The sequence below is a fragment of the Kineococcus haloalkalitolerans genome (assembly GCF_050871905.1).
GTDB lineage: Bacteria > Actinomycetota > Actinomycetes > Actinomycetales > Kineococcaceae > Kineococcus.
Window position 1 is genome coordinate 33,899 of sequence record NZ_JBJLSH010000028.1, and the last position, 21,742, is coordinate 55,640.

Here is a 21,742-nt window from a genome sequence, read left to right on the forward strand (position 1 = left end):
CCCACCCGTGAGCCTCATCGAGGAGCTGCCGTGCCAGCCTTGATCATGGAAGCGGCCACCGAGGAAGGCGGCTTCTGGGAGAACGCGTACCCGATCATCCCGCACCCCGCGGAGCTGATCGTCGGTCTGATCTTCCTCGCCATCCTGTACTTCCTCGTGTCGAAGCTCGTCGTGCCGCGCCTCGAGACGGCCTTCGAGGAGCGTCGTGCGGCCATCGAGGGCGGTGTGGAGAAGGCCGAGCGCGCTCAGGCCGAGGCCAACGCCGCGCTGGAGGAGTACAAGGCCCAGCTCGCCGACGCGCGCGGCGAGGCCAACCGCATCCGCGAGGACGCGCGCCGCCAGGGCGCGCAGATCGTGGCGGAGATGCGCGAGCAGGCGCAGGCCGAGGCTGAGCGCATCACCACCTCGGCCCGCGCCACCATCGAGGCGGAGCGCCAGCAGGCGTCCGCGTCGCTGCGGGCGGAGGTCGGCCGCCTGGCGACCGACCTGGCCTCGCGCATCGTCGGCGAGTCCCTGCAGGACCCGGCCCGCCAGTCCGGCGTGGTCGACCGCTTCCTCGCCGAGGTCGAGCGCGGCGAGGCCACGGGGGCGACGCGTCGATGAGCCTCGACTCCGGTTCGGCGAGGGCGAACCTCACCGCTGCGGGCGAGGTCCTCGAGCGCCAGCTGGCGCACGAGGAGGCCGATCCCGGCCGCGTCGGGGACGACCTCTTCGCGCTGACCTCCCTGCTCGACGAGTCCATCGGGCTGCGCCGGACGCTGTCCGACCCGGCGCGCCCGGCGGAGAGCAAGGCCGACTTCGTGCGGCGCACCTTCACCGGCCGCGTCTCGGCGCCGGCCGTGGAGGCGCTGGCCGTGCTGGCGGCCGGCCGGTGGACGGCCGCCCGGGACCTGGCCGACGCCACCGAGCGCCTCGCGGTGCTCGCCGTCGTCGCCCGGGCCGAGCGCGCCGGGCGCGGCGAGGCCCTCGAGGACGAGCTGTTCCGCTTCTCGCGGATCATCGCCGGCAACCCCGCGCTGCGCGACGCCCTCGCCGACCGCAGCGCCCCCGCGGCCCACCGCGCCTCCCTGGCGGCGCGGCTGCTCGTGGACAAGGCCTCCCCGGAGGCCGTGCAGCTGGCTCGCCGCGTCGCCGCGTCCTCGCGCGGCGTGCGGGCCGAGCGGCTGCTGGAGGAGTACGTCGAGGTGGTGGCCGAGAGCCGCCGCCAGCTGGTCGCGCACGTCGTGACGGCCCAGCCGCTGACGGACGCCCAGCGCGAGCGCCTCGCCGCCGCGCTGGGCCGCCAGTACGGCCGTCCGGTGCGCCTGAACGTGGACGTCGACGCCTCGCTCGTGGGCGGGCTGCGCGTGAGCGTCGGCGACGACGTGATCGACGGCGCCGTCTCCACCCGCCTGGAGGAGGCCCGCCGCCGCCTGGCGGGCTGAGCGCACCGCCTGCGCACGCAGCAGCGCGGCGGGCGGGGGAGAATGAGCGGGAGACCACCGGCGAGACCGGCACCGGGCACCGCCGCCGACCCCGCCCGCCGGACGCGCGCAGCAGGACAGCACCACCGCCGCGCGGCTCCGCAGGACCAGCAGGACCAGCAGGACCCAGCACCACCCCGCACGACCCAGCAGCAGGACCGAGAAGGAGAGCAGGGCACCCCATGGCCGAGCTGACCATCCGCCCGGAGGAGATCCGGGACGCTCTCGACGCCTTCGTGGCGTCGTACGACCCCGGGACCGCCGCGCGCGAGGAGGTCGGTCGCGTCGTCGACGCCGGTGACGGCATCGCCCACGTCGAGGGCCTGCCCTCGGTCATGGCGAACGAGCTGCTGCGCTTCCAGGACGGCACCCTCGGCCTGGCGCAGAACCTCGACGTGCGCGACATCGGTGTCATCGTCCTCGGCGAGTACGCCGGCATCGAGGAGGGCCAGGAGGTCCACCGCACCGGCGAGGTCCTGTCCGTGCCCGTCGGCGACGCCTTCCTGGGGCGCGTCGTGGACCCGCTGGGCCAGCCCATCGACGGCCTGGGCGCCATCGAGGCCGAGACCCGCCGCGCCCTGGAGCTGCAGGCCCCCTCGGTCGTGCAGCGCCAGGAGGTCCGCGAGCCCCTGCAGACCGGCATCAAGGCCATCGACGCCATGACGCCGATCGGCCGCGGCCAGCGCCAGCTGATCATCGGTGACCGCCAGACCGGCAAGACGGCCATCGCGATCGACACGATCCTCAACCAGAAGGCCAACTGGGAGTCCGGCGACCCCAAGAAGCAGGTCCGCTGCATCTACGTCGCGATCGGCCAGAAGGGCTCCACGATCGCCTCGGTGCGCCGCTCGCTGGAGGAGGCGGGCGCGATGGAGTACACGACCATCGTCGCCGCCCCGGCCTCCGACCCGGCCGGCTTCAAGTACCTCGCCCCCTACACCGGCTCGGCCATCGGCCAGCACTGGATGTACGACGGCAAGCACGTCCTCATCGTCTTCGACGACCTGTCCAAGCAGGCCGAGGCCTACCGCGCGGTGTCGCTGCTGCTGCGCCGCCCGCCGGGCCGCGAGGCGTACCCCGGTGACGTCTTCTACCTGCACTCCCGCCTGCTGGAGCGCTGCGCGAAGCTGTCCGACGAGCTCGGCGCCGGCTCGATGACGGGCCTGCCCTTCATCGAGACCAAGGGCAACGACGTCTCGGCGTACATCCCGACCAACGTCATCTCGATCACGGACGGGCAGATCTTCCTGCAGTCCGACCTCTTCAACGCCAACCAGCGTCCCGCCATCGACGTGGGCATCTCGGTGTCCCGCGTCGGCGGCGCCGCCCAGACCAAGGCGATGAAGGGCGTGTCCGGCACGCTGAAGCTCGACCTGGCGCAGTACCGCGCGATGGAGGCGTTCGCCATGTTCGCCTCCGACCTGGACCAGGCCTCGCGCAACCAGCTCGCCCGCGGCAGCCGCCTCGTGGAGCTGCTCAAGCAGCCGCAGTACTCGCCGTTCCCGGTCGAGGAGCAGGTCGTCTCCATCTGGGCCGGCACGAACGGCCACCTGGACTCCGTCGCGGTCAGCGACGTCGGCCGCTTCGAGCGCGAGTTCCTCGACTACCTGCGCCGCGAGCACGGCGACGTGCTCGCGGGCATCCGCGAGTCGGGCAAGTTCGAGGACGGCGCCAAGGAGACGCTCGCCCAGGCGATCGCCGACTACAAGCAGCAGTTCTCCTCCAGCGAGGACGCCGCCCCGGTGGAGTCCGACGAGCCGGCCGCCGACGCCGACGACGTCTCCCAGGAGCAGATCACCACCCGCCGGGGCGCCACGGCCGCCCGCCGCGGCTGAGCACGCTGCACAGGGACCGGGCGGACGCGAGGAAGAGGAGAACGACGTGGCAGGCGAGCTGAGGGCCTACCGGCAGCAGATCCGCTCGGTCCAGGCGACCAAGAAGATCACCCGGGCGATGGAGCTCATCGCCGCCTCGCGCATCGTGAAGGCGCAGGCGGCGGTGCGGGCCTCCACCCCGTACGCGCGGGCGCTGACGCGGGCGGTGTCGGCGGCGGCGTCCAACTCGAACGACCTCGAGCACCCGCTCATCACGGAGAAGGCGCAGGTGCGCCGTGCCGCGGTGCTCCTATGCTCCTCCGACCGCGGCCTGGCGGGCGCCTACTCGGCGAACGTGCTGCGCGAGGGCGAGCGCCTGACGACGCTGCTGCGCGAGGAGGGCAAGGAGGTCGCGCCCTACCTCGTCGGCCGCAAGGCCAGCGGCTACTACCGCTTCCGGCGCCGCACGGTGACCGAGGAGTGGGTCGGCTTCTCCGAGAGCCCGCAGTTCTCCGACGCCAAGGCCATCGGCGACCGCCTCGTCGAGGACTTCGGCAAGGAGCACGACGAGGGCGGCGTCGACGAGATCCACGTCGTCTACACGCACTTCGTCAGCATGGTCACCCAGGAGGTCCGGGTGGTCCGCCTGCTGCCGCTGGAGGTCGTCGAGGGCGTGGAGACGTCCTCCTCGGCCGGCGACGGCGGTGGCGGCGAGCTGGAGCCGCTGTACGACTTCGAGCCCGGCCCCGACGAGGTGCTCGACGCGCTGCTGCCCAAGTACGTCAACAGCCGCATCTACAACTGCCTCCTGCAGGCGTCGGCCTCCGAGCTGGCGGCTCGCCAGCGGGCCATGAAGTCCGCCACCGACAACGCGGACGAGCTGGTCAAGAAGCTGACCCGGCTCGCCAACAACGCGCGCCAGGCGGAGATCACCCAGGAGATCACCGAGATCGTCGGCGGCGCGGACGCGCTGGCGGCCTCGGGTGCCGACCGCTGAGCCCGCCCGCCCCGACACGCCCCAGATGCTGAAGGAACCGAGGAGCCGTTCATGACCGCCACCGTCACCGAGGCGCCGGGCACCACCGACCGTGGCGCCACCGGCCGCATCGCCCGCGTCATCGGGCCCGTCGTCGACGTCGAGTTCTCCGTCGACACGATGCCCGACATCAACAACGCCCTGACCATCGAGGTCACCCTGGGCGGCGAGACCTCGACCGTGACGCTCGAGGTCGCCTCGCACCTGGGCGACAACATGGTCCGGGCCATCTCGCTGAAGCCGACCGACGGCATGGTGCGCGGCGCCCCCGTGGTCGACACCGGCGCCCCGATCTCGGTGCCCGTCGGCAACGTGACCCTGGGCCACGTGTTCAACGCCATCGGCGACTGCCTCAACCTCGAGGAGGGCGAGCGCCTCGAGGTGACCGAGCGCTGGCCCATCCACCGCAAGGCGCCGAACTTCGACCAGCTCGAGTCGCGGACCACGATGTTCGAGACCGGCATCAAGGTCATCGACCTGCTGACCCCCTACGTGCAGGGCGGCAAGATCGGCCTGTTCGGCGGTGCGGGCGTCGGCAAGACGGTCCTCATCCAGGAGATGATCCAGCGCGTCGCCCAGAACCACGGCGGTGTGTCGGTCTTCGCCGGCGTCGGGGAGCGCACCCGTGAGGGCAACGACCTCATCGGCGAGATGGCCGAGGCCGGCGTCTTCGACAAGACGGCCCTCGTCTTCGGCCAGATGGACGAGCCGCCGGGCACCCGCCTGCGCGTGGCCCTGTCCGCGCTGACGATGGCGGAGTACTTCCGCGACGTGCAGGAGCAGGACGTCCTGCTCTTCATCGACAACATCTTCCGCTTCACCCAGGCCGGCTCCGAGGTCTCCACGCTGCTGGGCCGCATGCCCTCCGCGGTGGGCTACCAGCCGACGCTGGCCGACGAGATGGGCGTGCTGCAGGAGCGCATCACCTCCACCCGCGGCCACTCGATCACCTCGATGCAGGCGATCTACGTGCCGGCCGACGACTACACCGACCCGGCCCCGGCGACGACGTTCGCGCACCTGGACGCCACGACGGAGCTGTCCCGCGAGATCGCCTCGCGCGGTCTGTACCCGGCCGTGGACCCGCTGGCCTCGACCAGCCGGATCCTGGACCCGCTGTACATCGCGCAGGACCACTACGACACCGCGGTGCGCGTCAAGCAGATCCTCCAGCGCAACAAGGAGCTGCAGGACATCATCGCCATCCTCGGTGTCGACGAGCTCAGCGAGGAGGACAAGCTGACGGTGAGCCGCGCGCGGCGCATCCAGCAGTTCCTCTCGCAGAACACCTACATGGCGGAGAAGTTCACCAGCGTGCCCGGCTCGACCGTGCCGCTGCGCGACACCATCGAGGGCTTCAAGGCCATCGCCGACGGCGAGATGGACCACATCGCCGAGCAGGCCTTCTTCAACGTCGGTGGCCTCGAGGACGTCGAGCGCAACTGGTCCCGCATCCAGAAGGAGACCGGAGCCTGATGCCCCTGCAGGTCGAGCTCGTCGCCGCCGACCGCTCGGTGTGGTCGGGGGAGGCCTCGCTGGTGCGCGCCCGCACCACCGAGGGCGACATCGGGATCATGGCCGGTCACGAGCCGCTGCTGGCGGTGCTGGGCGCGGGTGAGGTCCACATCTCCGGTGCCGGCTCGGACGACCTGACGGCCACCGTGGACGGCGGGTTCTTCTCCGTCGACCACGACCGGGTCACCATCGTCGCCGAGTCGGTGGACGTCGGCTCCGGCCCGGGCCGCTGAGCCGCGGTCGCTGACGGACGAGCTGCCGGAGGAGCCGCGTGCGGGAACTGCTGATCTCCCTGGAGATCGCCGGCGCCTGCGCGCTGCTCCTCCTGCTCACGCTCGTCCTCGTCGTGCTGCGCCGCCGCCGCCTCGAGCGGCGGCTCGGCACGTTCGACTGCTCGGTGCGCCGCCCGGCCGCCGGGCACGGCCGCTGGGCGCTCGGGGTGGCCGCCTACCGCTCCGACCGCCTCGACTGGTACCGCACCTTCTCGCTGTCCCCGCGCCCCTCGTGCTCCTACGCACGGGGGGCGCTCGACGTGGTGGGTCGGCGCGACCCCAGCGAGCAGGAGGCGGTGGCGGTGCAGCCGGGCGCGCTCGTCGTCGAGTGCCGCCTGCGCGAGGGGCTCCTCGCCACCGACCTCGAACTGGCGATGGGCGAGGACGCCTACACGGGCTTCGCCTCGTGGCTGGAGTCCGCCCCGCCCGGGCAGAACGTCAACGTGGCCTGAACCCCGCGCGCCCCGGGTCCCGGAGGCCGGGTCCCGGGGCCAGGTGCGGGCCGGTCAGCCGTGCGTCGCGGGCGGGCGACCCTCGCCGGCCAGCACGGCGCGGGCGATGTTCGCCTCCGAGGGGAAGACCATGACGCGCGGCCCCTCCGTCGTGGGGGCGAGGGTGGCGCGGATGCCCGCGTCCAGGAGGGTGCGGCGCTGCACCTCGGCCTCGATGAAGGTCTCGGGGGCGGAGACGGCCTCCAGGAGCCCGTACTCGTCGCTGCCGCCCCGCTCGGGCCGGCGCTCGACGAGGGAGTGCCCGCGCGAGAACGTCCAGCGCAGCAGCAGGACGAGGACCCCCACGGCGAGGAAGGCGATGGTGGGCCCGACCGCGTAGGAGTAGGAGCCGAAGGCCGAGGACCACGAGGCGAAGGCCGACACGGCTCCAGTGTCCTCCCGCCCGCTGCCCCCGCCAGCCCTCCGCGGGACCCGTCCCGGCGGCCGCCGCCGGTCCCCGCCCGGACTCCGCGCCAGCGCTGCGGGCGGCCCGGCGACCGCGGCGTCTCGGGCAGGTCACCGTTGGGCAACGCTGCCGCCGATGTCACCCGTCCAGCCCTGACTGGTGGCACTGTGTGATCACGGTGGATACCGAACGTCACGGTGTTCGCGGGACCACGACGAGCGGCGCACGACGCCGCGTGCTGTTCGTCGGCGACCGCGTGCAACCGGGCGGCGCTCCGCCGCGTCTGAGCCGGAGACCACGACCGGCGTCCTCGGGGGAGGAAGAATGGCGATCCAGGTCGCAGAGCGATCGGTGGGGCGCGTCGCGCTCGAGGCCGCCGACGAGATCGCGGCCCGCCGCGCCGCGCGGGCCGGTGCCCGCGGGAGCGTGCGCGCCGCCGCCGTGGTCGAGGCCGTGCCCGGTCAGGTCGTCCACGTGTCGGGGCACCTCGACGTCGCCTCCGTGCCGGACGTGCGCGCGCGGCTGCACGCCGCGCTCGACGCCGGCACCGGCGACCTGCTGGCCCACCTGGACGAGGCCGTCGTGGCCGACGCCACCGGGCTGGGCGTCCTCGTGGGGGCCCACCGCCGGGCCCAGCGCGTGGGCCGCCGCCTCGTGCTGGCCGGCGTGCCGCTGACCACGTGGCGCCTGCTGCGGGTGACCAAGCTGCACCGCGTGCTCGTGCTCGCCGACGACGAGCGGGCCGCTCAGAACAGGCGGGCGCTGCCGTCGTCGATGCCGCGCAAGGCGTCGTAGTCCAGCGTCACGCAGCGGATGCCCCGGTCCAGGGCCAGGGTGCGTGCTTGCGGCTTGATCTCCTGGGCGGCGAAGACGCCGGCCACCGGGCTCAGCAGCGGGTCGCGGTTGAGCAGCTCCAGGTAGCGGGTCAGCTGCTCGACCCCGTCGATCTCGCCCCGTCGCTTGATCTCGACGGCCACCGTCGCGCCGCCCGCGTCGCGGGCCAGGATGTCGACCGGGCCGATCGCCGTCATGTACTCGCGCCGCACCAGCTGGTAGCCCTCGCCCAGCGTGCTGATGTGCTCGGCCAGCAGCTCCTGCAGGTGCGCCTCGACGCCGTCCTTGACCAGGCCCGGGTCCACGCCCAGCTCGTGGGAGCTGTCGTGCAGGACCTCGTGCACGTGCACGACCAGCCGGTCGTCGGTCTTCTGGTGCTGCACCGTCCAGGTCTGCTCGACCTCCCCGTCACCCGGGGCCACCGTCAGCTTCGCCGGCGGGCTCATCCAGTTGAGCGGCTTGTAGGAACCGCCGTCGGAGTGCACGAGGACGCTGCCGTCGGCCTTGACCAGCAGCAGGCGCGTGGCCAGCGGCAGGTGCGCCGACAGACGGCCGGCGTAGTCGACGGAGCAGCGGGCGATGACCAGGCGCACGGGCGCCGAGCTTACGTGCCCGCACCGGCCGCCCGGCCCCCGGCAGGGGCCCGTCGCGCCACCGCGGAGGCGTCCCGAGGACCTCGTCCGGCCGGTGTGTAACACCCGGGGCGGGTGCAGCGATCAGAGGTCGAACCGGGCGCGCCACGGTGGTGTGGAGGGGACACCGCCGCGGCAGCGCCCGGTCGGTGCGTCCGGGGCCGGACCGCGGCCCGCGGGAGCTCGAGGGAGCCCGGGGGAGCGCGCGCCGCCACCGGGCCGCGCTGGGACGATGGCGCCGTGCCCCGCGCCAACCGCCGACGCTCCGACCCGCCGCCCCGCGCGCCGCTCGGCCGCGGCGTCGACCGCACGGTGGCCGCACCCGACGGCGAGTGGGTCGTGCGCGAGCTGCGCCCCAGCGGCTCGGGCAAGACCTACCGCTGCCCCGGCTGCGCGCAGGAGCTGCCCGCCTCGACCCCCCACGTCCTCGTGTGGCCGGCGCGCGGCACGTTCAGCCCGGCCGGCGGCCTCGACGAGCGCCGGCACTGGCACCGCGCCTGCTTCCAGGCCCGGCACCGCCGCTGAGGCCCCGCCGCGGGCGGGTACGGTCGCCGGGTGAGCAGCGCGGTCAGCACCCCCGCTCCGGCGGTCCTGCACGACCCGGGCGCGCGGGGCTTCGCCAGCGACAACGCCTCCGGGGCGCACCCCGACGTGCTCGCGGCCCTCGTGGCCGCCAACGGCGGGCACGTCGCCAGCTACGGCGGCGACCCGTGGACGGCGGCCCTCGAGGAGCGGCTGCGCGAGCAGTTCGGCGCGGACGTGGCCGCCCTGCCGTGCCTGACCGGCACGGGCGCCAACGTCGTCGCGCTGCAGGCGCTCACGCAGCGCTGGGAGTCCGTGCTGTGCTCGGACCAGGCGCACGTCCTGCACGACGAGGGCGGCGCGCTGGAGCACGTGGGCGGCACCAAGCTGGTCCCGCTGGCCGCGCCCGACGGGCTGGTGGACCCCGGCAGCCTCCAGCCGGCCGTCGAGGCCTCCCGCCACCCCATGCGCGCTCCCGTCGGCGCCCTGACGCTCACCCAGAGCACCGAGCTGGGCACCACCTACTCCCGCGAGCACCTGGCCGACCTCGTGCGCGTGGCGCACGGGCTGGGGCTGCGCGTGCACGTCGACGGCGCCCGCCTGGCCAACGCCGCGGTCGCGCTGGGGGAGGACCTCGGCGGCGCGAGCACCCGGCTGGGCGTGGACGCGGTGTCCTTCGGCGGCACGAAGAACGGCGCGGCGCTGGCCGAGGTCGTCGTCCTGCGCGACGCGGCCGCCGCCCCGGGCGCCGCGCGGCTGCGCAAGCAGTCGCTGCAGCTGGTCAGCAAGGCGCGGTTCGTGTCGGCGCAGCTGCTCGCGCTGCTCACCGACGACCTGTGGCGCCGCCTGGCGGCGCGCGCCAACGGGGTGGCCGCCGACCTGGCGGCGGGCGTCGAGGCGCTCGCGCGGGCCGGGCACCCGGTGGCGCTGACGCGGCCGGTGCAGGCCAACGCCGTCTTCGCGCAGCTGCCCGCCGACGTCGCCGCGCGCCTGCAGCGGCGCGTGCCCTTCCACGTGTGGGACCCCGCTCGCGCCGCCGGCGCCGTGGAGGTGCGGTGGGTGGCCAGCTGGGACACCGCCGACGGCGACGTCGCGCACCTGCTGGCGGCCCTGCGCGAGGAGCTGGGAGCCGGCCGTGGGTGAGGGAACGGGTGGGGGCGCGGTCGAGGAGGTCCGCTCCGGCACCGTCCTGCCGGCGCGCCGCCGGGAGGTCGAGCTGCACACGGCCGACGGCGTGACGCTCGTGGGGGAGCTGGCGCTGCCCGCCGAGCGCGACCCCGTCGCCACCCTCGTCACGCTGCACCCGCTGCCCACGGCGGGCGGGTTCATGGACAGCCACGTGCTGAAGAAGGCGGCCAACCGGCTGCCGGCCCTGGCGGACCTGGCGGTGCTGCGCTTCAACACCCGCGGCACCTCCAGCGAGCGCGGCACCAGCGGCGGCAGCTTCGACGCCGGCGGCGCCGAACGCTTCGACGTCGCGGCCGCGCTGGAGTTCGCCGAGTTCTCCGAGCTGCCGCACGTGTGGCTGCTGGGCTGGTCCTTCGGCACGGACCTGGCCCTGGTGCACGGGCGCGACCCGCTCGTGGAGGGGCTCCTCCTGCTGTCGCCGCCGCTGCGCTGGTCCACCGACGACGACCTGCGCGCCTGGGCCGAGCTCGGCAAGCCCGTGACGGCGCTCGTGCCCGAGCACGACGACTTCCTGCGCCCGGCCGAAGCGCGCGAGCGGTTCGCGCTCCTGCCGCAGGCGGAGGTGGTCGCCGTCGAGGGCGCCAAGCACCTGTGGGTGGGCGAGAACGCCGTGCGGCGCGTGCTGGACGAGGTCGTGGCGCGGGTCAACCCCGCCCGATCCCCGCTGCCCACCACCTGGCCGCCGGCCGGCTGACCGGCGGCCCGGGCGGGACGGGACGGGAAGCCCGCGACGGGTCAGGCGGGGGCGTTCGCCCGGTCCGCCCCGGCGCTCGCGGCGGTGCTGCCGGAGCTCGCGGCGTCGACGTCGACCTCGTCGCCGGTGACGTCCACGACGGGCCGGCGCGGGCCGTCGCCCTGCTCGCCACGCTCACCCGGCAGGCCCAGCAGGCCGCGCAGGTCGTCGAGCTGCTGGGTGATCTCGTCGCGCTGGGACATCAGCTCGTCCACCTCGGCCTGGGCGCCGGTGCGGCTGCGCTCGGCCTCCTCGCGGGCGCTGGCGAGCATCTGCTGGGCGCGGGCGCGCGCGTCGGCGAGCAGCTCGTCGGCCTCCCGGCGGGCGGTCTCGGCGCGCAGCGCCGCCTGAGCGGCGGCCTCCTGGCGGATGGACTCGGCGGACTCCAGCGCCTCGGCGGCGCGCTCCTCCGCCTCGGTGGCCCGCTGCTCGGCCTCGGCGATGCGCGCGGCGGTGCGGGCCGCGGCGACCTCCAGGCGCTGGCGGTCCTCCTCGGCGGCCTGCTCGCGGGCCGCGGCCAGCGCCAGCTCCTGCTCGCGCACGGACGCCTCGGTGCGCGAGCGCAGCTCCAGGGCCTCCCGCTCGGCCTGGGTGCGCAGGGCCGTGGCCTGCCGCTCGGCGGCGGCGAGCGTCTCGGCCCGCTCGTGCTCGGTGCCCGCCTCCAGCTGCTCGGCGCGCCGCTGCGCGGCGGCGGTCGTCTCGGCGGCGCTGCGCTGGGCGGCCTCCAGCAGGGCGCGGGACTCCTCCTGGGCGCGGGAGACGATCTCCTCGGCGTCGCGCGAGGCCTCCCCGGTGCGGCGGCGGGCGTCCTCGTCGGCCTGGCTGCGGGTGCGGGACGCCTCGGCGCGCGCCTCCTCGCGCATCCGGTCCGCGTCGCGCCGCGCCGAGCGCAGGATCTCCCCGGACTGGTCCTCGGCCAGGCGCAGCAGCTTCTCCATGCGCGCGCCGAGGCCCGCGTACGTGGGGCGCTCGTGCTCGCGCAGCTCGCGCTGGGCCTGGCTGAGCTCGCCGGCCAGGCGCAGGGCGCGCGCGTCGGTCTCCTCCACCCGGGCGCGGGCCTCGGCGAGGGCGTCCTCGAGGTGCTGCAGGCGCGCCTCGACCTGCCCGCGGTCGTAACCGCGGACGACGATGCTGAAGGCGTCGTGGGACTCGCTGGGCACCGGGACCTCCGGGCGGGGACGGCGGGTGGGAACGGCACGCAGCGTACTTCCGCCCGGGGGCCCGCGGGCGCGACGCGCGAGGCCGCACCGCGGCAGAACCGTCGCGCCGTGTGGTCGAGACAACACCGAGGGTGCCTGGCTTACGGTGGCCGGGTGCTCGTCGCCTTCTCCGTCGCCCCCTCCGGTGGACCCGCGCCCGCGGACGGCGCCCCGGACTCCGTCAGCGCGGCCGTCGCCGACGCCGTCCTCGTCGTCCGCTCCTCGGGCCTGCCGCACCGGACCGACGCCATGTTCACCACGGTCGAGGGCACCTGGGAGGAGTGCATGGACGTCGTGCGCCGCGCCTGCGAGGCCGTCGGCCGGCACGGACCGCGCGTGTCCCTCGTGCTCAAGGCCGACATCAGGCCAGGTCACGAGGGCGAGCTGACCGGCAAGCTGGAGCGCCTCGAGGCCGCCGTCGAGCGCGCGCAGGGCGAGGCCGGCCGCGGCCAGTGACGTCCCCCCGGGCTCCTCAGGGGTCCGGGGCAGCCGCCGGCGGCTCGTAGGGTGTCACCGGCCCGGGCGCGCCGGGCCGGTCGAGCGGAGCGGGAGGCATCGCGGTGCGGAGGGTCCTGGCGTGGCTGCTGCTGGCCGCCGGTGCCGCGGCCGCCGTCACCGGCGCCCTGCTGCTCACCGTCCTGGCCCCGCCGCAGCGGCTGACCGCCGCCGCGCCCGCGGGGGCCGCCGCGCCCCTGACCGTCACCGACCGGGGCGTGCTCGACCTCACCGGGTCCCCGGTCACCGTGCGCGCCACCGGCCCGGGGGACGTCTTCCTCGGGGTCGCCCGCACCGCCGACGCCGAGGCCTGGCTCGACGGCGCCGCGCGCACGCGCGTCACCGGGGTCGCCGGCGACCTCGACGACCCCCGGCTGACCACGGCCGACGAGCCCGGCGGGGAGGCCGGTGCGCCGCCCGACCCGCGCGCGGCCGACGTGTGGGCGCTCACGGCCGGTGGCGAGGGTTCCGCCGAGCTGGTGTGGGACCCCGCGGCGACCGGCGCCCCCGACCGCACCGGCGCCTGGGTGCTGCTGGCGACCAGCACCAGCACCGGCGCCGGGGACGAGACCGGGGACGGCGCCGCGGGCGCGACCACCGCCGTGGACTCCCTGCGCCTGACCTGGTCGCTGAGCGGCGACGACGCCCGCCACCCCGCGGGCACGCCGCTGCTGCTGGCCGGCGCCGCCGTGCTCGTCCTCGGCGCGGTCGGCGTCCTCGTCGAGGAGCGCCGTGCCCGCCGTGCCCGCCGGGCCCGCCACACCCGCGGGACCCGTGGTGCCCGTCGCGCCGCGGGGGAGGGCGCGTGAGCCGCCGCCCCGCCGGCGCCCTCCGCGCCGCGCCGGCCGTCCTGGCGGTGCCCGCGCTGCTGGCCGGCTGCGCGCAGCTGCCCCCGGTGCCCGCCGTCCCGCGGGCCCCGGCCTCCCCAGCGCCCGTGGTCGCGCCCGTCCAGGCCGAGCGGGTCGTCGACGACGTCGTGCGGGTCGTGCGCGAGGCCGGGGACGACCCCGAGGCGCTCGCCGGCCGCGTCACCGGTCCCGAGCTGGCGCTGCGCCGTGCCGCCGCCCGCGTGCGCGAGGCCGGCGCGGAGCCCCCGCCGACGGGTTCCGCCGACGAGCTGACCCCGCTGTCCTCCTCCCTGCCCCGCGAGGAGGACTGGCCGCGCTGGTTCCTCGTCATCACCGAGCCCGGCGCCGACAGCGCCCCGTCCGTGGTCGTGCTGCGCTCGGCGTCGGCGCGCGAGCCGTACCGGGTGTGGGCGACGCCGTCCCTGCTGCCCGGCGCGAGCCTGCCCACCACCGAGGCGCCCGCGCTCGGCGTCGCCGCCGTCGGGCCCGACGAGGACGCCAACCTGCTCGCCTCCCCCCGCGAGGTCGCCCAGCGCTACGCCGACGTCCTCACCGACGGCGACGCCAGCCCGGCCGACGCCGACTTCGCCGAGGACGCCTACCGCGAGCAGGTGACGCGCAGCGTGGCCGAGCAGACCGACGCGCTGCGGGCCGGCGGCGGGACGTTCACCCAGACCCGGGAGCTGCTGGACGGGGCGGACGACCGGCCGCTGGTCGCCCTGCGCACCCGCGACGGCGGCGCCCTCGTCGTCGCCGGCTACCGGTGGGAGACGACGGCCACCGGCCCCGAGGGTGGCCTGCTCGGCGACCTGGACCCCGTCACCGCGGCGCTCGCGGGCCGCGAGCAGGCGCGCAGCGCGCGGCTGGTGCGCGAGGAGGTCGTCGTCCTCGACGTGCCGCCCACCGACGGCGGGGTCGTCTCGGTGCTGGCCGTCCAGAGCGGCCTGACCGAGGTCGAGGCGGGCTGAGGGCGGCGCCCGCCGGCCCCGCCACCACCCCGCCACCACCCCCGGGCGCCTCCGGGGCGCGTGAGAAGCTACCGGCCATGACGTCGCAGCCCTCTGCTCCGGGACCGGGTCTCAACCTGCGCGGAGCGGTCGACCTGGGCGCCCTGGCCGCCCGCAACTCCCGCCGCGAGGAGGTCGCCCGGCGCGCCGCGGCCGACCCCTCGGGCGCGGCGGCCGGCGGCTCGCCGTTCGTCGTCGACGTGCGCGAGGAGTCCTTCGCGGAGGTCGTGCAGCGCTCCGTCGAGGTGCCGGTCCTGCTGGAGCTGTGGGCCGAGGGCTACGACACCGGCGCGGAGGTGCTGCAGCAGCTGGCCGCCGAGGCCGGTGGGCGCGTCCTGCTCGCGCGCGTCGACGCGCAGGCCAACCCGCAGCTGGCGCAGACCCTCGTCCAGACGCTGCAGGCCCGGGCGCTGCCGGTGGTGGCCGCGGTCGTCAAGCAGCAGCCCGTCCCCCTGTTCACCGGCTCCTACCCGGCGCTGGAGGACGCCCGCGCGCTGCTGGAGGAGGTCCTCAAGCTCGCCGAGGCCAACGGCGTCACCGGCCGTCTGGCCGGCGGGGACGAGCAGGACGCGGAGCCGGCCGAGCCGCAGCTGCCGCCCCTGCACGCCGAGGCGCGGGCGGCGCTGGCGGCCGGCGACCTGGAGGGCGCCGCGGCCGCCTACCAGCGGGCCCTGGCGCAGGACCCGCGCGACGCGGACGCCGCCGAGGGACTGGCCCGCACCGGCGTGCTGCGCCGCGTGCAGGGGGTCGACCTCGACGCCGCCCGCGCGGCCGCCGCCGCCGACCCCGACGACGTCGCCAAGCAGCTCGTGGTGGCCGACCTGGACCTGGTCGGCGGGCACGTCGAGGACGCCTTCGCCCGGCTGCTGGCCGTCGTGGCGCGCACGGCCGGGGAGGAGCGCGACACCGCCCGCGTGCACCTGCTCGAGCTGTTCACCGTCGTCGGCACCGCCGACCCGCGCGTGGTCAAGGCCCGCCAGGCGCTGTCCCGCGCCCTCTTCTGAGGCACCTGCCGGGGCCCGTCCCGGGCCCCGGCGCACGGCCGGCGCCCTCCGGGGCGCGGGCCCGCTAGCGTCGGCGGCGTGACCAGCGCCGCTCCCACGCCCCCCGCCGCACCCACCGGCACGTCCTCCTCCGACCTCCCGGCGGGCGCGCCGCCGCACCGGCTGCCGCGCGCCGCCCCCGCCGAGCGGGGGGTCGACGCCGCCGGCGTCCTGGCCCTGCTGGACGCCCTGGAGTCCACGCCCGGCGTGGAGCCGCACAGCCTCCTCGTCGTGCGCGGCGGGGCCGTGGTCGCCGAGGGCTGGTGGGCGCCGTACGCGGCCGACCGCGTGCACCTGCTGTACTCCCTCAGCAAGAGCTTCACCGCCACCGCGCTGGGCCTGCTCGTCGACGCCGGCCGCGTGGACCTCGACGACACCCTCGTCAGCCGCTTCCCCGAGCTGGAGGCCGACGTCACCGACCCGCGCAGCCGGGCCGTGCGGGTGCGGCACGTCGCGGCGATGGCCAGCGGGCACCGGGAGGAGACGCTGGAGCGCGCGAGGGCCCTGGACCCGGCCGACCTCGTGCGCGGGTTCCTGCTGCTGCGCCCGGACGCCGAGCCGGGCACGGTGTTCGCCTACAACCAGCCGTGCACGTACTCCCTGGCGGCGCTGGTGCAGCGCGAGAGCGGGCAGCGGCTGACGGAGTTCCTGCGCCCGCGCCTGTTCGACCCGCTGGGGATCGGCGAGGTCGGCTGGACCGCGGACGGCTCCGGGCGCGAGATCGGCTGGAGCGGTCTGCACGCGCGCACCGAGGACGTCGCGGCGCTCGGCGAGCTGCACCTGCGCGGCGGCCGGTGGGGCGGGCGGCAGCTGCTGTCGCCGGAGTGGGTCGAGACGGCCACCCGCTCGCACGTGGACAGCGCGGACGGCATGCCGAACCCGGACTGGCAGCGCGGGTACGGCTTCCAGTTCTGGCGGGCGCGGCACGGCTACCGCGGCGACGGGGCGTACGGGCAGTTCTGCCTCGTGCTGCCCGAGCAGGACGCCGTGGTGGCGATCACCTCGCAGTCGCCGGACATGCAGGCCGTCCTGGACGCGGTGTGGGAGCACCTGCTGCCCGCGCTGGGCGTGCCGGCTTCCGGCGAGCGCGACGCGGAGCTGGCGCGGCGCCTGGCGGGGCTGGCGCTGCCGCCGCTGACGGGCGAGGGCGCCCCGGACCTCCCCGCGCAGCTCGCCGCGGGCGCGGCGGGCGTGGAGCTGGTGCGCGCCCCCGGCGACGCGGAGAGCAGCGGCGACCAGCCGCAGCTGACCTCGGCGCTGCTGCGGCCGGCCGGGGACGCCGGGGACGCCGGGTCGGGTGCGTGGGAGCTCCAGCTGCGCGAGCCCGGGTCCGTGCTGACGGTGCCCGTCGTCGTGGACGGCTGGGCGGAGGGTGACGCGGTGGCGGCCACGGCGGCCTGGCGCGGCGGTGTCCTGGCCGTGGACGTCGTGCTGGTCGAGACCCCGCACCGACTGCACGTGCTGGCCGACCTCACCGCTGGCACCTTCACCGCGCGGTGGGGGACCCGCCCGCTGCACGGCTCGCCGCTGACCGAGCTGCGCTGCCCCCGCCCCTGACGTCACCGGGGGAGGGGGCGGCGGGTCAGCGCGCCGGGCCGGTGGAGGAGCGCACCACCAGCTCGGGGCGGAACTCCACCCGTCCGGGCGGCTCGGGCCGCCGCTCGTCGCTCGCGAGCAGCCGCAGGAGCTGCTCGAGGGCGGCGGCGACGATGGCGTCCTCGTCCCAGGCCGTGGTGGTCAGGGGCGGCGCGACGAGCGGCGCCAGCTCCTGGTCGTCGTAGCCGAGGACGGACACGTCCCCGGGCACGTCGAGCCCGGCGTCGCGGGCGGCGCGGTAGGCGCCGTAGGCGAGGGAGTCGCTGAGGCAGAACAGCGCCGTGGGCCGCGCCGGCGCCGCGAGCACGGCGCGCGCCACCGCGACCGCGCCGGCCGTGGAGGCGGGGGAGGGCGCCACGGGCAGCTCCAGGCCGAGCTCGCGCGCCACCTCCTGCGCGAGCAGCTGGGAGGGCCGGCCGGGCGTGGTGGGCAGGGCGGGGGTGAGCAGGGCCACGCGGCGGTGCCCCAGCTCGTGCAGGTGCCGCAGGGACGTGCTGACGCCGTGCCGGTTGTCGAAGAGGACCGCGGAGGCGTCGGGGCGGGCCGTCAGGGCGTCGCCGATGGTGACGAGGGCGGTGCCCGGGTCGAGCAGCGTCCAGTAGTCCGCGGACGGGTCGGCGGGCACGGCGACGACACCGTCCACGCGCTGGGCGGCGAACTGCTCCAGCACCCGGCGCTCCTGGGCGGGGTCGGCGTCGCTGTCGGCGATGGCGGCCATCAGGTCGTGGGCGCGCAGGGCGTGGTTGAGGTCGACGGCCAGGTCCTGCTGCCACAGGTCGCGCAGGGCCGCGGCCACGCCGACGGTGCCGGTGCGCCCGCTGGCCAGGGCGCGGGCGATGGGGTCGACGCGGTAGCCGAGCTCGGCGGCCACGGCGCGCACCCGCTCGATGGTGGCCGGGGCCCCGCGGGTGCCGCGCAGCGCGTAGCTGGTGGCGGCCAGCGACAGGCCCGCCGCGTCGGCGACGTCCTGCAGCGTGCGGCGCGGGGCGGGGGGCACGCCGGGCAGGGTACGTCGCGGAGCCGGGGACCGCGCCGGAGCGCCGGGTGCGCGCCGGGTTCGTGCCGAGTGTGCTGTCAAGCGCTTCACCGTGGTGGGATCCCCCGTGCGCCCCGCCCGGGCGCACCGGTGCAGCCCGTGCCGTCCCTCCGAAGCAGCCGGAGCAGCCGTGATCACCTTCGAGGCCGTCCGCAAGGAGTTCGGCGACGGCACGGTCGCCGTGGAGCACCTGGACCTGGAGCTGCCCGCCGGGCAGATCACCGTCTTCGTCGGTCCCTCCGGCTGCGGCAAGACCACCAGCCTGCGGATGATCAACCGGATGGTCGAGCCGACGTCCGGCCGGGTGCTGCTCGACGGGCGCGACGTGGCCGCGCAGGACCCGGCGACGCTGCGCCGGGGCATCGGCTACGTCATCCAGCACGCGGGGCTGTTCCCGCACCGCACGGTGGCCGACAACATCGCCACCGTCCCGCGGTTGTCCGGGCGCTCGCGCCGCGAGGCGCGCGCCGCGGCCGGGGCGCTGCTGGAGCGGGTCGGTCTGGACGCCGCCCTGGGCGACCGCTACCCGGCGCAGCTGTCCGGCGGGCAGCAGCAGCGGGTGGGGGTCGCCCGCGCGCTGGCCGCCGACCCGCCGGTGATGCTCATGGACGAGCCGTTCAGCGCCGTGGACCCCGTCGTGCGCGAGCAGCTGCAGCGGGAGTTCCTGCGCCTGCAGGCCGAGCTGGGCAAGACCATCGCGCTGGTCACCCACGACATCGACGAGGCCGTCGTCCTCGGCGACCGCATCGCCGTGTTCCGCCAGGGCGGGCACCTGGCGCAGTTCGGCACGCCGCGCGAGCTGCTGGAGCGGCCCGCCGACGACTTCGTGCGCGAGTTCGTCGGCCGCGACCGCGGCTTCCGGGGGCTGTCCTTCACGGGGGCCGGCGACCTGCCCGTGCGCCCGGTCGCCGAGCGGGTGCGCGGCGCCGCGCTGGTGCTGGACGCGGCCGGACGGCCCACCGGCTGGGAGACCGCCGACGGGACGGTGCCCACGGCGGGCACGTTCACCGCCGCCGACTCGCTGCGCACCGTGGCCGACCTCGCGCTGCTGTCGCCCGTGGGCGTCGCCGTGCGGGTGGACGCGGCCGGCCGCGCGGACGGGCTGGTCGCCCACCACGACCTCGTCGACCACCTGGACGCGCGCCGGGCGCGCGCCGCCGGGGAGCGCGTGTGATCCAGTACCTGTCGCAGAACGGCGACGCGGTCCTGGCCGCGCTGCGCCAGCACGTCGTGCTGGCCGTGCTGCCGCTGCTGCTGGGGGCGCTGCTGGCGCTGCCCGTCGGCTACCTCGCGGTGCGCTTCCGGTGGCTGTACCACCCGCTGCTCAACGTCTCCGGCGTCGTCTACGCGATCCCGTCGCTGGCGCTGTTCGTGACGCTGCCGTTCGTGCTGGGCACCCGGATCCTGGACCCGCTGAACATCGTCGTCGCCCTGGGCCTGTACACGCTGGCGCTGATGGCCCGCACGGTCGCCGACGGGCTGCGCTCGGTGGACCCGCAGGTCGTCGCGGCGGCCACGGCGATGGGCTACACGCCGCTGCGCCGGCTGGTGGCCGTGGAGCTGCCGCTGGCCCTGCCGGTGGTGCTGGCGGGGCTGCGGGTGGCGGCCGTGTCGAACATCAGCCTCGTCAGCGTGGGCGCCCTCATCGGCGTCGGCGGCCTGGGGGCGCTGTTCACCCGCGGGTTCCAGCTGTTCTGGACCGCGCCCATCCTCGTCGGGGTCGTGCTGTCCGTGCTGCTGGCCGCGGTCGCCGACCTCGTCATCGTGCTGGTGCAGCGGGCGCTGACGCCGTGGACGCGCGCGAGCGCGGGGAGGGCCTGACGTGGACGAGAGCCCGTACCTGTTCCGCGCGGCCAACTGGGACCCGTCCCGGCCCGGGAGCATCCCGGACCTGCTGCTGGCCCACCTCGGCTACACCGGCCTGGCGGTCCTGGTCGGCCTGGCGATCGCCCTGCCGGTGGGCTTCTGGATCGGGCACACCGGCCGCGGCTCGTTCCTGGCGATCAACGCCGGCAACGCCGGCCGGGCCCTGCCGACCCTGGGCCTGCTCTCGCTGGTGGTGACGCTGATGGGCCTGGGCCTGACCCCGGTGGTCATCGCGCTCGTCGTCCTCGTCGTGCCGCCGATCCTCACCTCCTCCTACGCCGGCATCCGCAGCGTCGACCCGGCCGCCGTCGACGCCGCGCGCGGCATGGGCATGACGGAGCTGCAGGTGCTGTTCCGCGTCGAGCTGCCGATGGCCCTGCCGGTGCTGCTGGGCGGGCTGCGCAGCGCCGTCCTGCAGGTGGTCTCCACCGCGACGGTGGCCGCCTACGCGGGTCTGTCCGGACTGGGCCGGCTGCTCATCGACGGCCTGGCGCTCAACGACTACGGCCGCGTCGTCGCCGGCGCCGTCGTGGTGGCCGCCCTCGCCGTCGCCCTCGACCTGCTGATCGCGCTGGTCCAGCGGCGCGTCGTCTCGCCCGGCATCACGGGGCGCGGTCTGGCCCGCGCCCGCGAGACCGCCGGCACCCGTCCCGCAGCCGAGGCCGCCACCTCCGGCGACCGCCGCGCCCCTGCGGCCCCCTGAACCCCCGGGCAGAGCGCCCGGACCGTCCCGACCAGGAGAACCCCATGAGACGCAGGACCCTCACCGGCGCCGTGCTCGCCGGAGCGATCGCCCCGCTGCTCGCCCTGACCGCCTGCGGTGGCGGCGGCGACCCCCTGGCCGAGGAGACCACCGACGCCACCAGCGCCCCCGGCGCGGTGACCGTCGGCTCGGCGAACTTCCCCGAGAGCGAGCTGCTCGCCGAGATGTACGCGCAGGTGCTGGAGGGGGAGGGCGTGCAGGTCGAGCGCTCCTTCAACATCGGCGCCCGCGAGGTGTACCTGCGCGCGCTGCAGGACGGCTCCATCGACCTGCTGCCGGAGTACAACGGCGCGCTGCTCGCGGCGCTGAGCCCGGACGGGGTGCCGGAGGACGTCAGCAGCCCCGAGGACGTGTACGACGCGCTGCAGGACGTCCTGCCCGACGGCACGGAGACGCTGGAGCAGGCGGCCGCGGAGGACAAGGACACCCTCACGGTCACGCGGGAGACCGCCGAGCAGTACTCGCTGACCTCGATCGCGGACCTCGCGCCCGTGGCTGGGGAGCTGACCGCCGGCGGCGGGCCGGAGTTCCAGGAGCGCTACCAGGGCCTCATCGGCCTGGAGCAGGTCTACGGCGTCACCTTCGGGCAGTACCGCCCGCTGGACGCCGGCGGCCCGCTGACGGTGCAGGCGCTGTCGGACGGCACGATCCAGGTCGCCAACCTGTTCTCCACCGACTCGGCCATCGAGACGAACGACTTCGTCCCGCTGGAGGACCCGGAGAACCTGTTCCTGGCGCAGAACATCGTCCCGCTGATCCGCTCTGAGGCCAACAGCGAGCAGATCACCGAGGCGCTGAACGCGTTCTCGGCGACGCTGACCACGGAGAACCTCACGGAGTACCTGGCGCGCGTCCAGGTCGACCGCGAGACGCCCGGCGCCGTCGCCCAGGCCTACCTGGCCGACAACGGCCTGGCCTGACGCCCGCAGCGGCCGGTCGGCCGCCGCGCGACGCGGCCCCGGTCCCCTCAGGGGACCGGGGCC

The 21,742-nt window shown here is 76.1% G+C and carries 24 protein-coding genes; 20 read left to right on the forward strand and 4 right to left on the reverse strand.

Annotated elements, in window-relative coordinates; all coding sequences use genetic code 11:
- Positions 1–45: 45 nt before the first annotated feature.
- From ACRYMY_RS12220 to ACRYMY_RS12250, 7 genes are all read left to right on the forward strand, one after another.
- On the forward strand, positions 46–603 hold the full coding sequence (locus ACRYMY_RS12220) for a F0F1 ATP synthase subunit B (protein ID WP_432547549.1): 558 nt from the start codon (positions 46–48) through the stop codon (positions 601–603).
- A complete protein-coding gene (locus ACRYMY_RS12225; RefSeq protein ID WP_432547527.1) occupies positions 600–1,424 on the forward strand; it encodes a F0F1 ATP synthase subunit delta in 825 nt (274 codons plus the stop codon). The genes ACRYMY_RS12220 and ACRYMY_RS12225 overlap by 4 nt, the downstream gene beginning before the upstream one ends.
- Positions 1,425–1,645: 221 nt before the next feature.
- Positions 1,646–3,298, forward strand: a complete 1,653-nt coding sequence (gene atpA / locus ACRYMY_RS12230; protein ID WP_432547528.1) for a F0F1 ATP synthase subunit alpha — start codon at positions 1,646–1,648, stop codon at positions 3,296–3,298.
- Between the two features lie 46 nt (positions 3,299–3,344).
- Positions 3,345–4,274 (forward strand): F0F1 ATP synthase subunit gamma, encoded by a 930-nt coding sequence (locus ACRYMY_RS12235; RefSeq protein WP_432547529.1) that lies wholly within the window; start codon positions 3,345–3,347, stop codon positions 4,272–4,274.
- Between the two features lie 51 nt (positions 4,275–4,325).
- Positions 4,326–5,789: a F0F1 ATP synthase subunit beta gene (gene atpD / locus ACRYMY_RS12240; RefSeq protein WP_432547530.1), complete on the forward strand. Its 1,464-nt coding sequence runs from the start codon at positions 4,326–4,328 to the stop codon at positions 5,787–5,789.
- The gene (locus ACRYMY_RS12245) at positions 5,789–6,061 is read left to right on the forward strand and encodes a F0F1 ATP synthase subunit epsilon (RefSeq protein ID WP_432547531.1); all 273 of its coding nucleotides are present in this window, start codon (positions 5,789–5,791) and stop codon (positions 6,059–6,061) included. The genes atpD and ACRYMY_RS12245 overlap by 1 nt, the downstream gene beginning before the upstream one ends.
- A gap of 38 nt (positions 6,062–6,099) precedes the next feature.
- Complete coding sequence (locus ACRYMY_RS12250) at positions 6,100–6,552, forward strand: DUF2550 domain-containing protein (protein ID WP_432547532.1); 453 nt, start codon at positions 6,100–6,102, stop codon at positions 6,550–6,552.
- 54 nt (positions 6,553–6,606) lie between these two features.
- Here the strand turns inward: ACRYMY_RS12250 and ACRYMY_RS12255 are convergent, their stop codons facing one another.
- Entirely contained in the window at positions 6,607–6,975 is a 369-nt protein-coding gene (locus ACRYMY_RS12255; protein WP_432547533.1) for a hypothetical protein, read from the reverse strand.
- Positions 6,976–7,438: 463 nt separating this feature from the next.
- Here ACRYMY_RS12255 and ACRYMY_RS12260 point away from each other — a divergent pair, with 463 nt between their 5' ends.
- Positions 7,439–7,792 (forward strand): STAS domain-containing protein, encoded by a 354-nt coding sequence (locus tag ACRYMY_RS12260; RefSeq protein ID WP_432547550.1) that lies wholly within the window; start codon positions 7,439–7,441, stop codon positions 7,790–7,792.
- Here the strand turns inward: ACRYMY_RS12260 and nucS are convergent.
- On the reverse strand, positions 7,744–8,424 hold the full coding sequence (gene nucS / locus ACRYMY_RS12265) for an endonuclease NucS (protein ID WP_432547534.1): 681 nt from the start codon (positions 8,422–8,424) through the stop codon (positions 7,744–7,746). The genes ACRYMY_RS12260 and nucS overlap by 49 nt on opposite strands.
- 279 nt (positions 8,425–8,703) lie before the next feature.
- Here nucS and ACRYMY_RS12270 point away from each other — a divergent pair, with 279 nt between their 5' ends.
- The 3 genes from ACRYMY_RS12270 to ACRYMY_RS12280 are packed head-to-tail and all read left to right on the forward strand — an operon-like array spanning position 8,704 to position 10,867.
- Positions 8,704–8,988 (forward strand): hypothetical protein, encoded by a 285-nt coding sequence (locus tag ACRYMY_RS12270; RefSeq protein ID WP_432547535.1) that lies wholly within the window; start codon positions 8,704–8,706, stop codon positions 8,986–8,988.
- 30 nt (positions 8,989–9,018) lie between these two features.
- Positions 9,019–10,128: a threonine aldolase family protein gene (locus tag ACRYMY_RS12275; RefSeq protein WP_432547536.1), complete on the forward strand. Its 1,110-nt coding sequence runs from the start codon at positions 9,019–9,021 to the stop codon at positions 10,126–10,128.
- Positions 10,121–10,867, forward strand: a complete 747-nt coding sequence (locus ACRYMY_RS12280) for an alpha/beta hydrolase (protein WP_432547537.1) — start codon at positions 10,121–10,123, stop codon at positions 10,865–10,867. Before ACRYMY_RS12275 ends, ACRYMY_RS12280 begins: the two co-directional genes overlap by 8 nt.
- A gap of 41 nt (positions 10,868–10,908) precedes the next feature.
- On the opposite strand, the gene ACRYMY_RS12285 is transcribed toward ACRYMY_RS12280, so the two are convergent.
- A complete protein-coding gene (locus ACRYMY_RS12285) occupies positions 10,909–12,066 on the reverse strand; it encodes a coiled-coil domain-containing protein (protein WP_432547538.1) in 1,158 nt (385 codons plus the stop codon).
- 153 nt (positions 12,067–12,219) lie between these two features.
- Here ACRYMY_RS12285 and ACRYMY_RS12290 point away from each other — a divergent pair, with 153 nt between their 5' ends.
- The 5 genes from ACRYMY_RS12290 to ACRYMY_RS12310 all read left to right on the forward strand — a co-directional run bounded on the left by ACRYMY_RS12290 (position 12,220) and on the right by ACRYMY_RS12310 (position 17,055).
- Positions 12,220–12,561 (forward strand): thiamine-binding protein, encoded by a 342-nt coding sequence (locus ACRYMY_RS12290; protein WP_369053787.1) that lies wholly within the window; start codon positions 12,220–12,222, stop codon positions 12,559–12,561.
- A gap of 104 nt (positions 12,562–12,665) precedes the next feature.
- A complete protein-coding gene (locus ACRYMY_RS12295) occupies positions 12,666–13,409 on the forward strand; it encodes a hypothetical protein (protein ID WP_432547539.1) in 744 nt (247 codons plus the stop codon).
- Complete coding sequence (locus ACRYMY_RS12300; RefSeq protein WP_432547540.1) at positions 13,406–14,416, forward strand: hypothetical protein; 1,011 nt, start codon at positions 13,406–13,408, stop codon at positions 14,414–14,416. The genes ACRYMY_RS12295 and ACRYMY_RS12300 overlap by 4 nt, the downstream gene beginning before the upstream one ends.
- A 77-nt stretch (positions 14,417–14,493) precedes the next feature.
- Positions 14,494–15,459 carry a co-chaperone YbbN gene (locus ACRYMY_RS12305; RefSeq protein ID WP_432547541.1) on the forward strand — a complete coding sequence of 322 codons (966 nt, stop codon included), beginning with the start codon at positions 14,494–14,496 and terminating at the stop codon, positions 15,457–15,459.
- Positions 15,460–15,537: 78 nt separating this feature from the next.
- Positions 15,538–17,055, forward strand: coding sequence for a serine hydrolase domain-containing protein (locus ACRYMY_RS12310; RefSeq protein ID WP_432547542.1), 1,518 nt, complete (start codon positions 15,538–15,540; stop codon positions 17,053–17,055).
- Between the two features lie 25 nt (positions 17,056–17,080).
- Here the strand turns inward: ACRYMY_RS12310 and ACRYMY_RS12315 are convergent, their stop codons facing one another.
- On the reverse strand, positions 17,081–18,091 hold the full coding sequence (locus ACRYMY_RS12315; RefSeq protein WP_432547543.1) for a LacI family DNA-binding transcriptional regulator: 1,011 nt from the start codon (positions 18,089–18,091) through the stop codon (positions 17,081–17,083).
- A gap of 169 nt (positions 18,092–18,260) precedes the next feature.
- Between ACRYMY_RS12315 and ACRYMY_RS12320 the strand changes: the two genes are divergently transcribed.
- From ACRYMY_RS12320 to ACRYMY_RS12335, 4 genes are read left to right on the forward strand one after another with little or no spacing between them, the layout of a single operon-like run.
- Entirely contained in the window at positions 18,261–19,304 is a 1,044-nt protein-coding gene (locus ACRYMY_RS12320) for an ABC transporter ATP-binding protein (protein WP_432547544.1), read from the forward strand.
- Positions 19,301–19,951 carry an ABC transporter permease gene (locus ACRYMY_RS12325; RefSeq protein WP_432547545.1) on the forward strand — a complete coding sequence of 217 codons (651 nt, stop codon included), beginning with the start codon at positions 19,301–19,303 and terminating at the stop codon, positions 19,949–19,951. Before ACRYMY_RS12320 ends, ACRYMY_RS12325 begins: the two co-directional genes overlap by 4 nt.
- Position 19,952: 1 nt before the next feature.
- Positions 19,953–20,699 carry an ABC transporter permease gene (locus ACRYMY_RS12330; protein WP_432547546.1) on the forward strand — a complete coding sequence of 249 codons (747 nt, stop codon included), beginning with the start codon at positions 19,953–19,955 and terminating at the stop codon, positions 20,697–20,699.
- A gap of 44 nt (positions 20,700–20,743) precedes the next feature.
- Entirely contained in the window at positions 20,744–21,679 is a 936-nt protein-coding gene (locus ACRYMY_RS12335; protein ID WP_432547547.1) for an ABC transporter substrate-binding protein, read from the forward strand.
- The last annotated feature ends 63 nt before the right edge of the window (positions 21,680–21,742 follow it).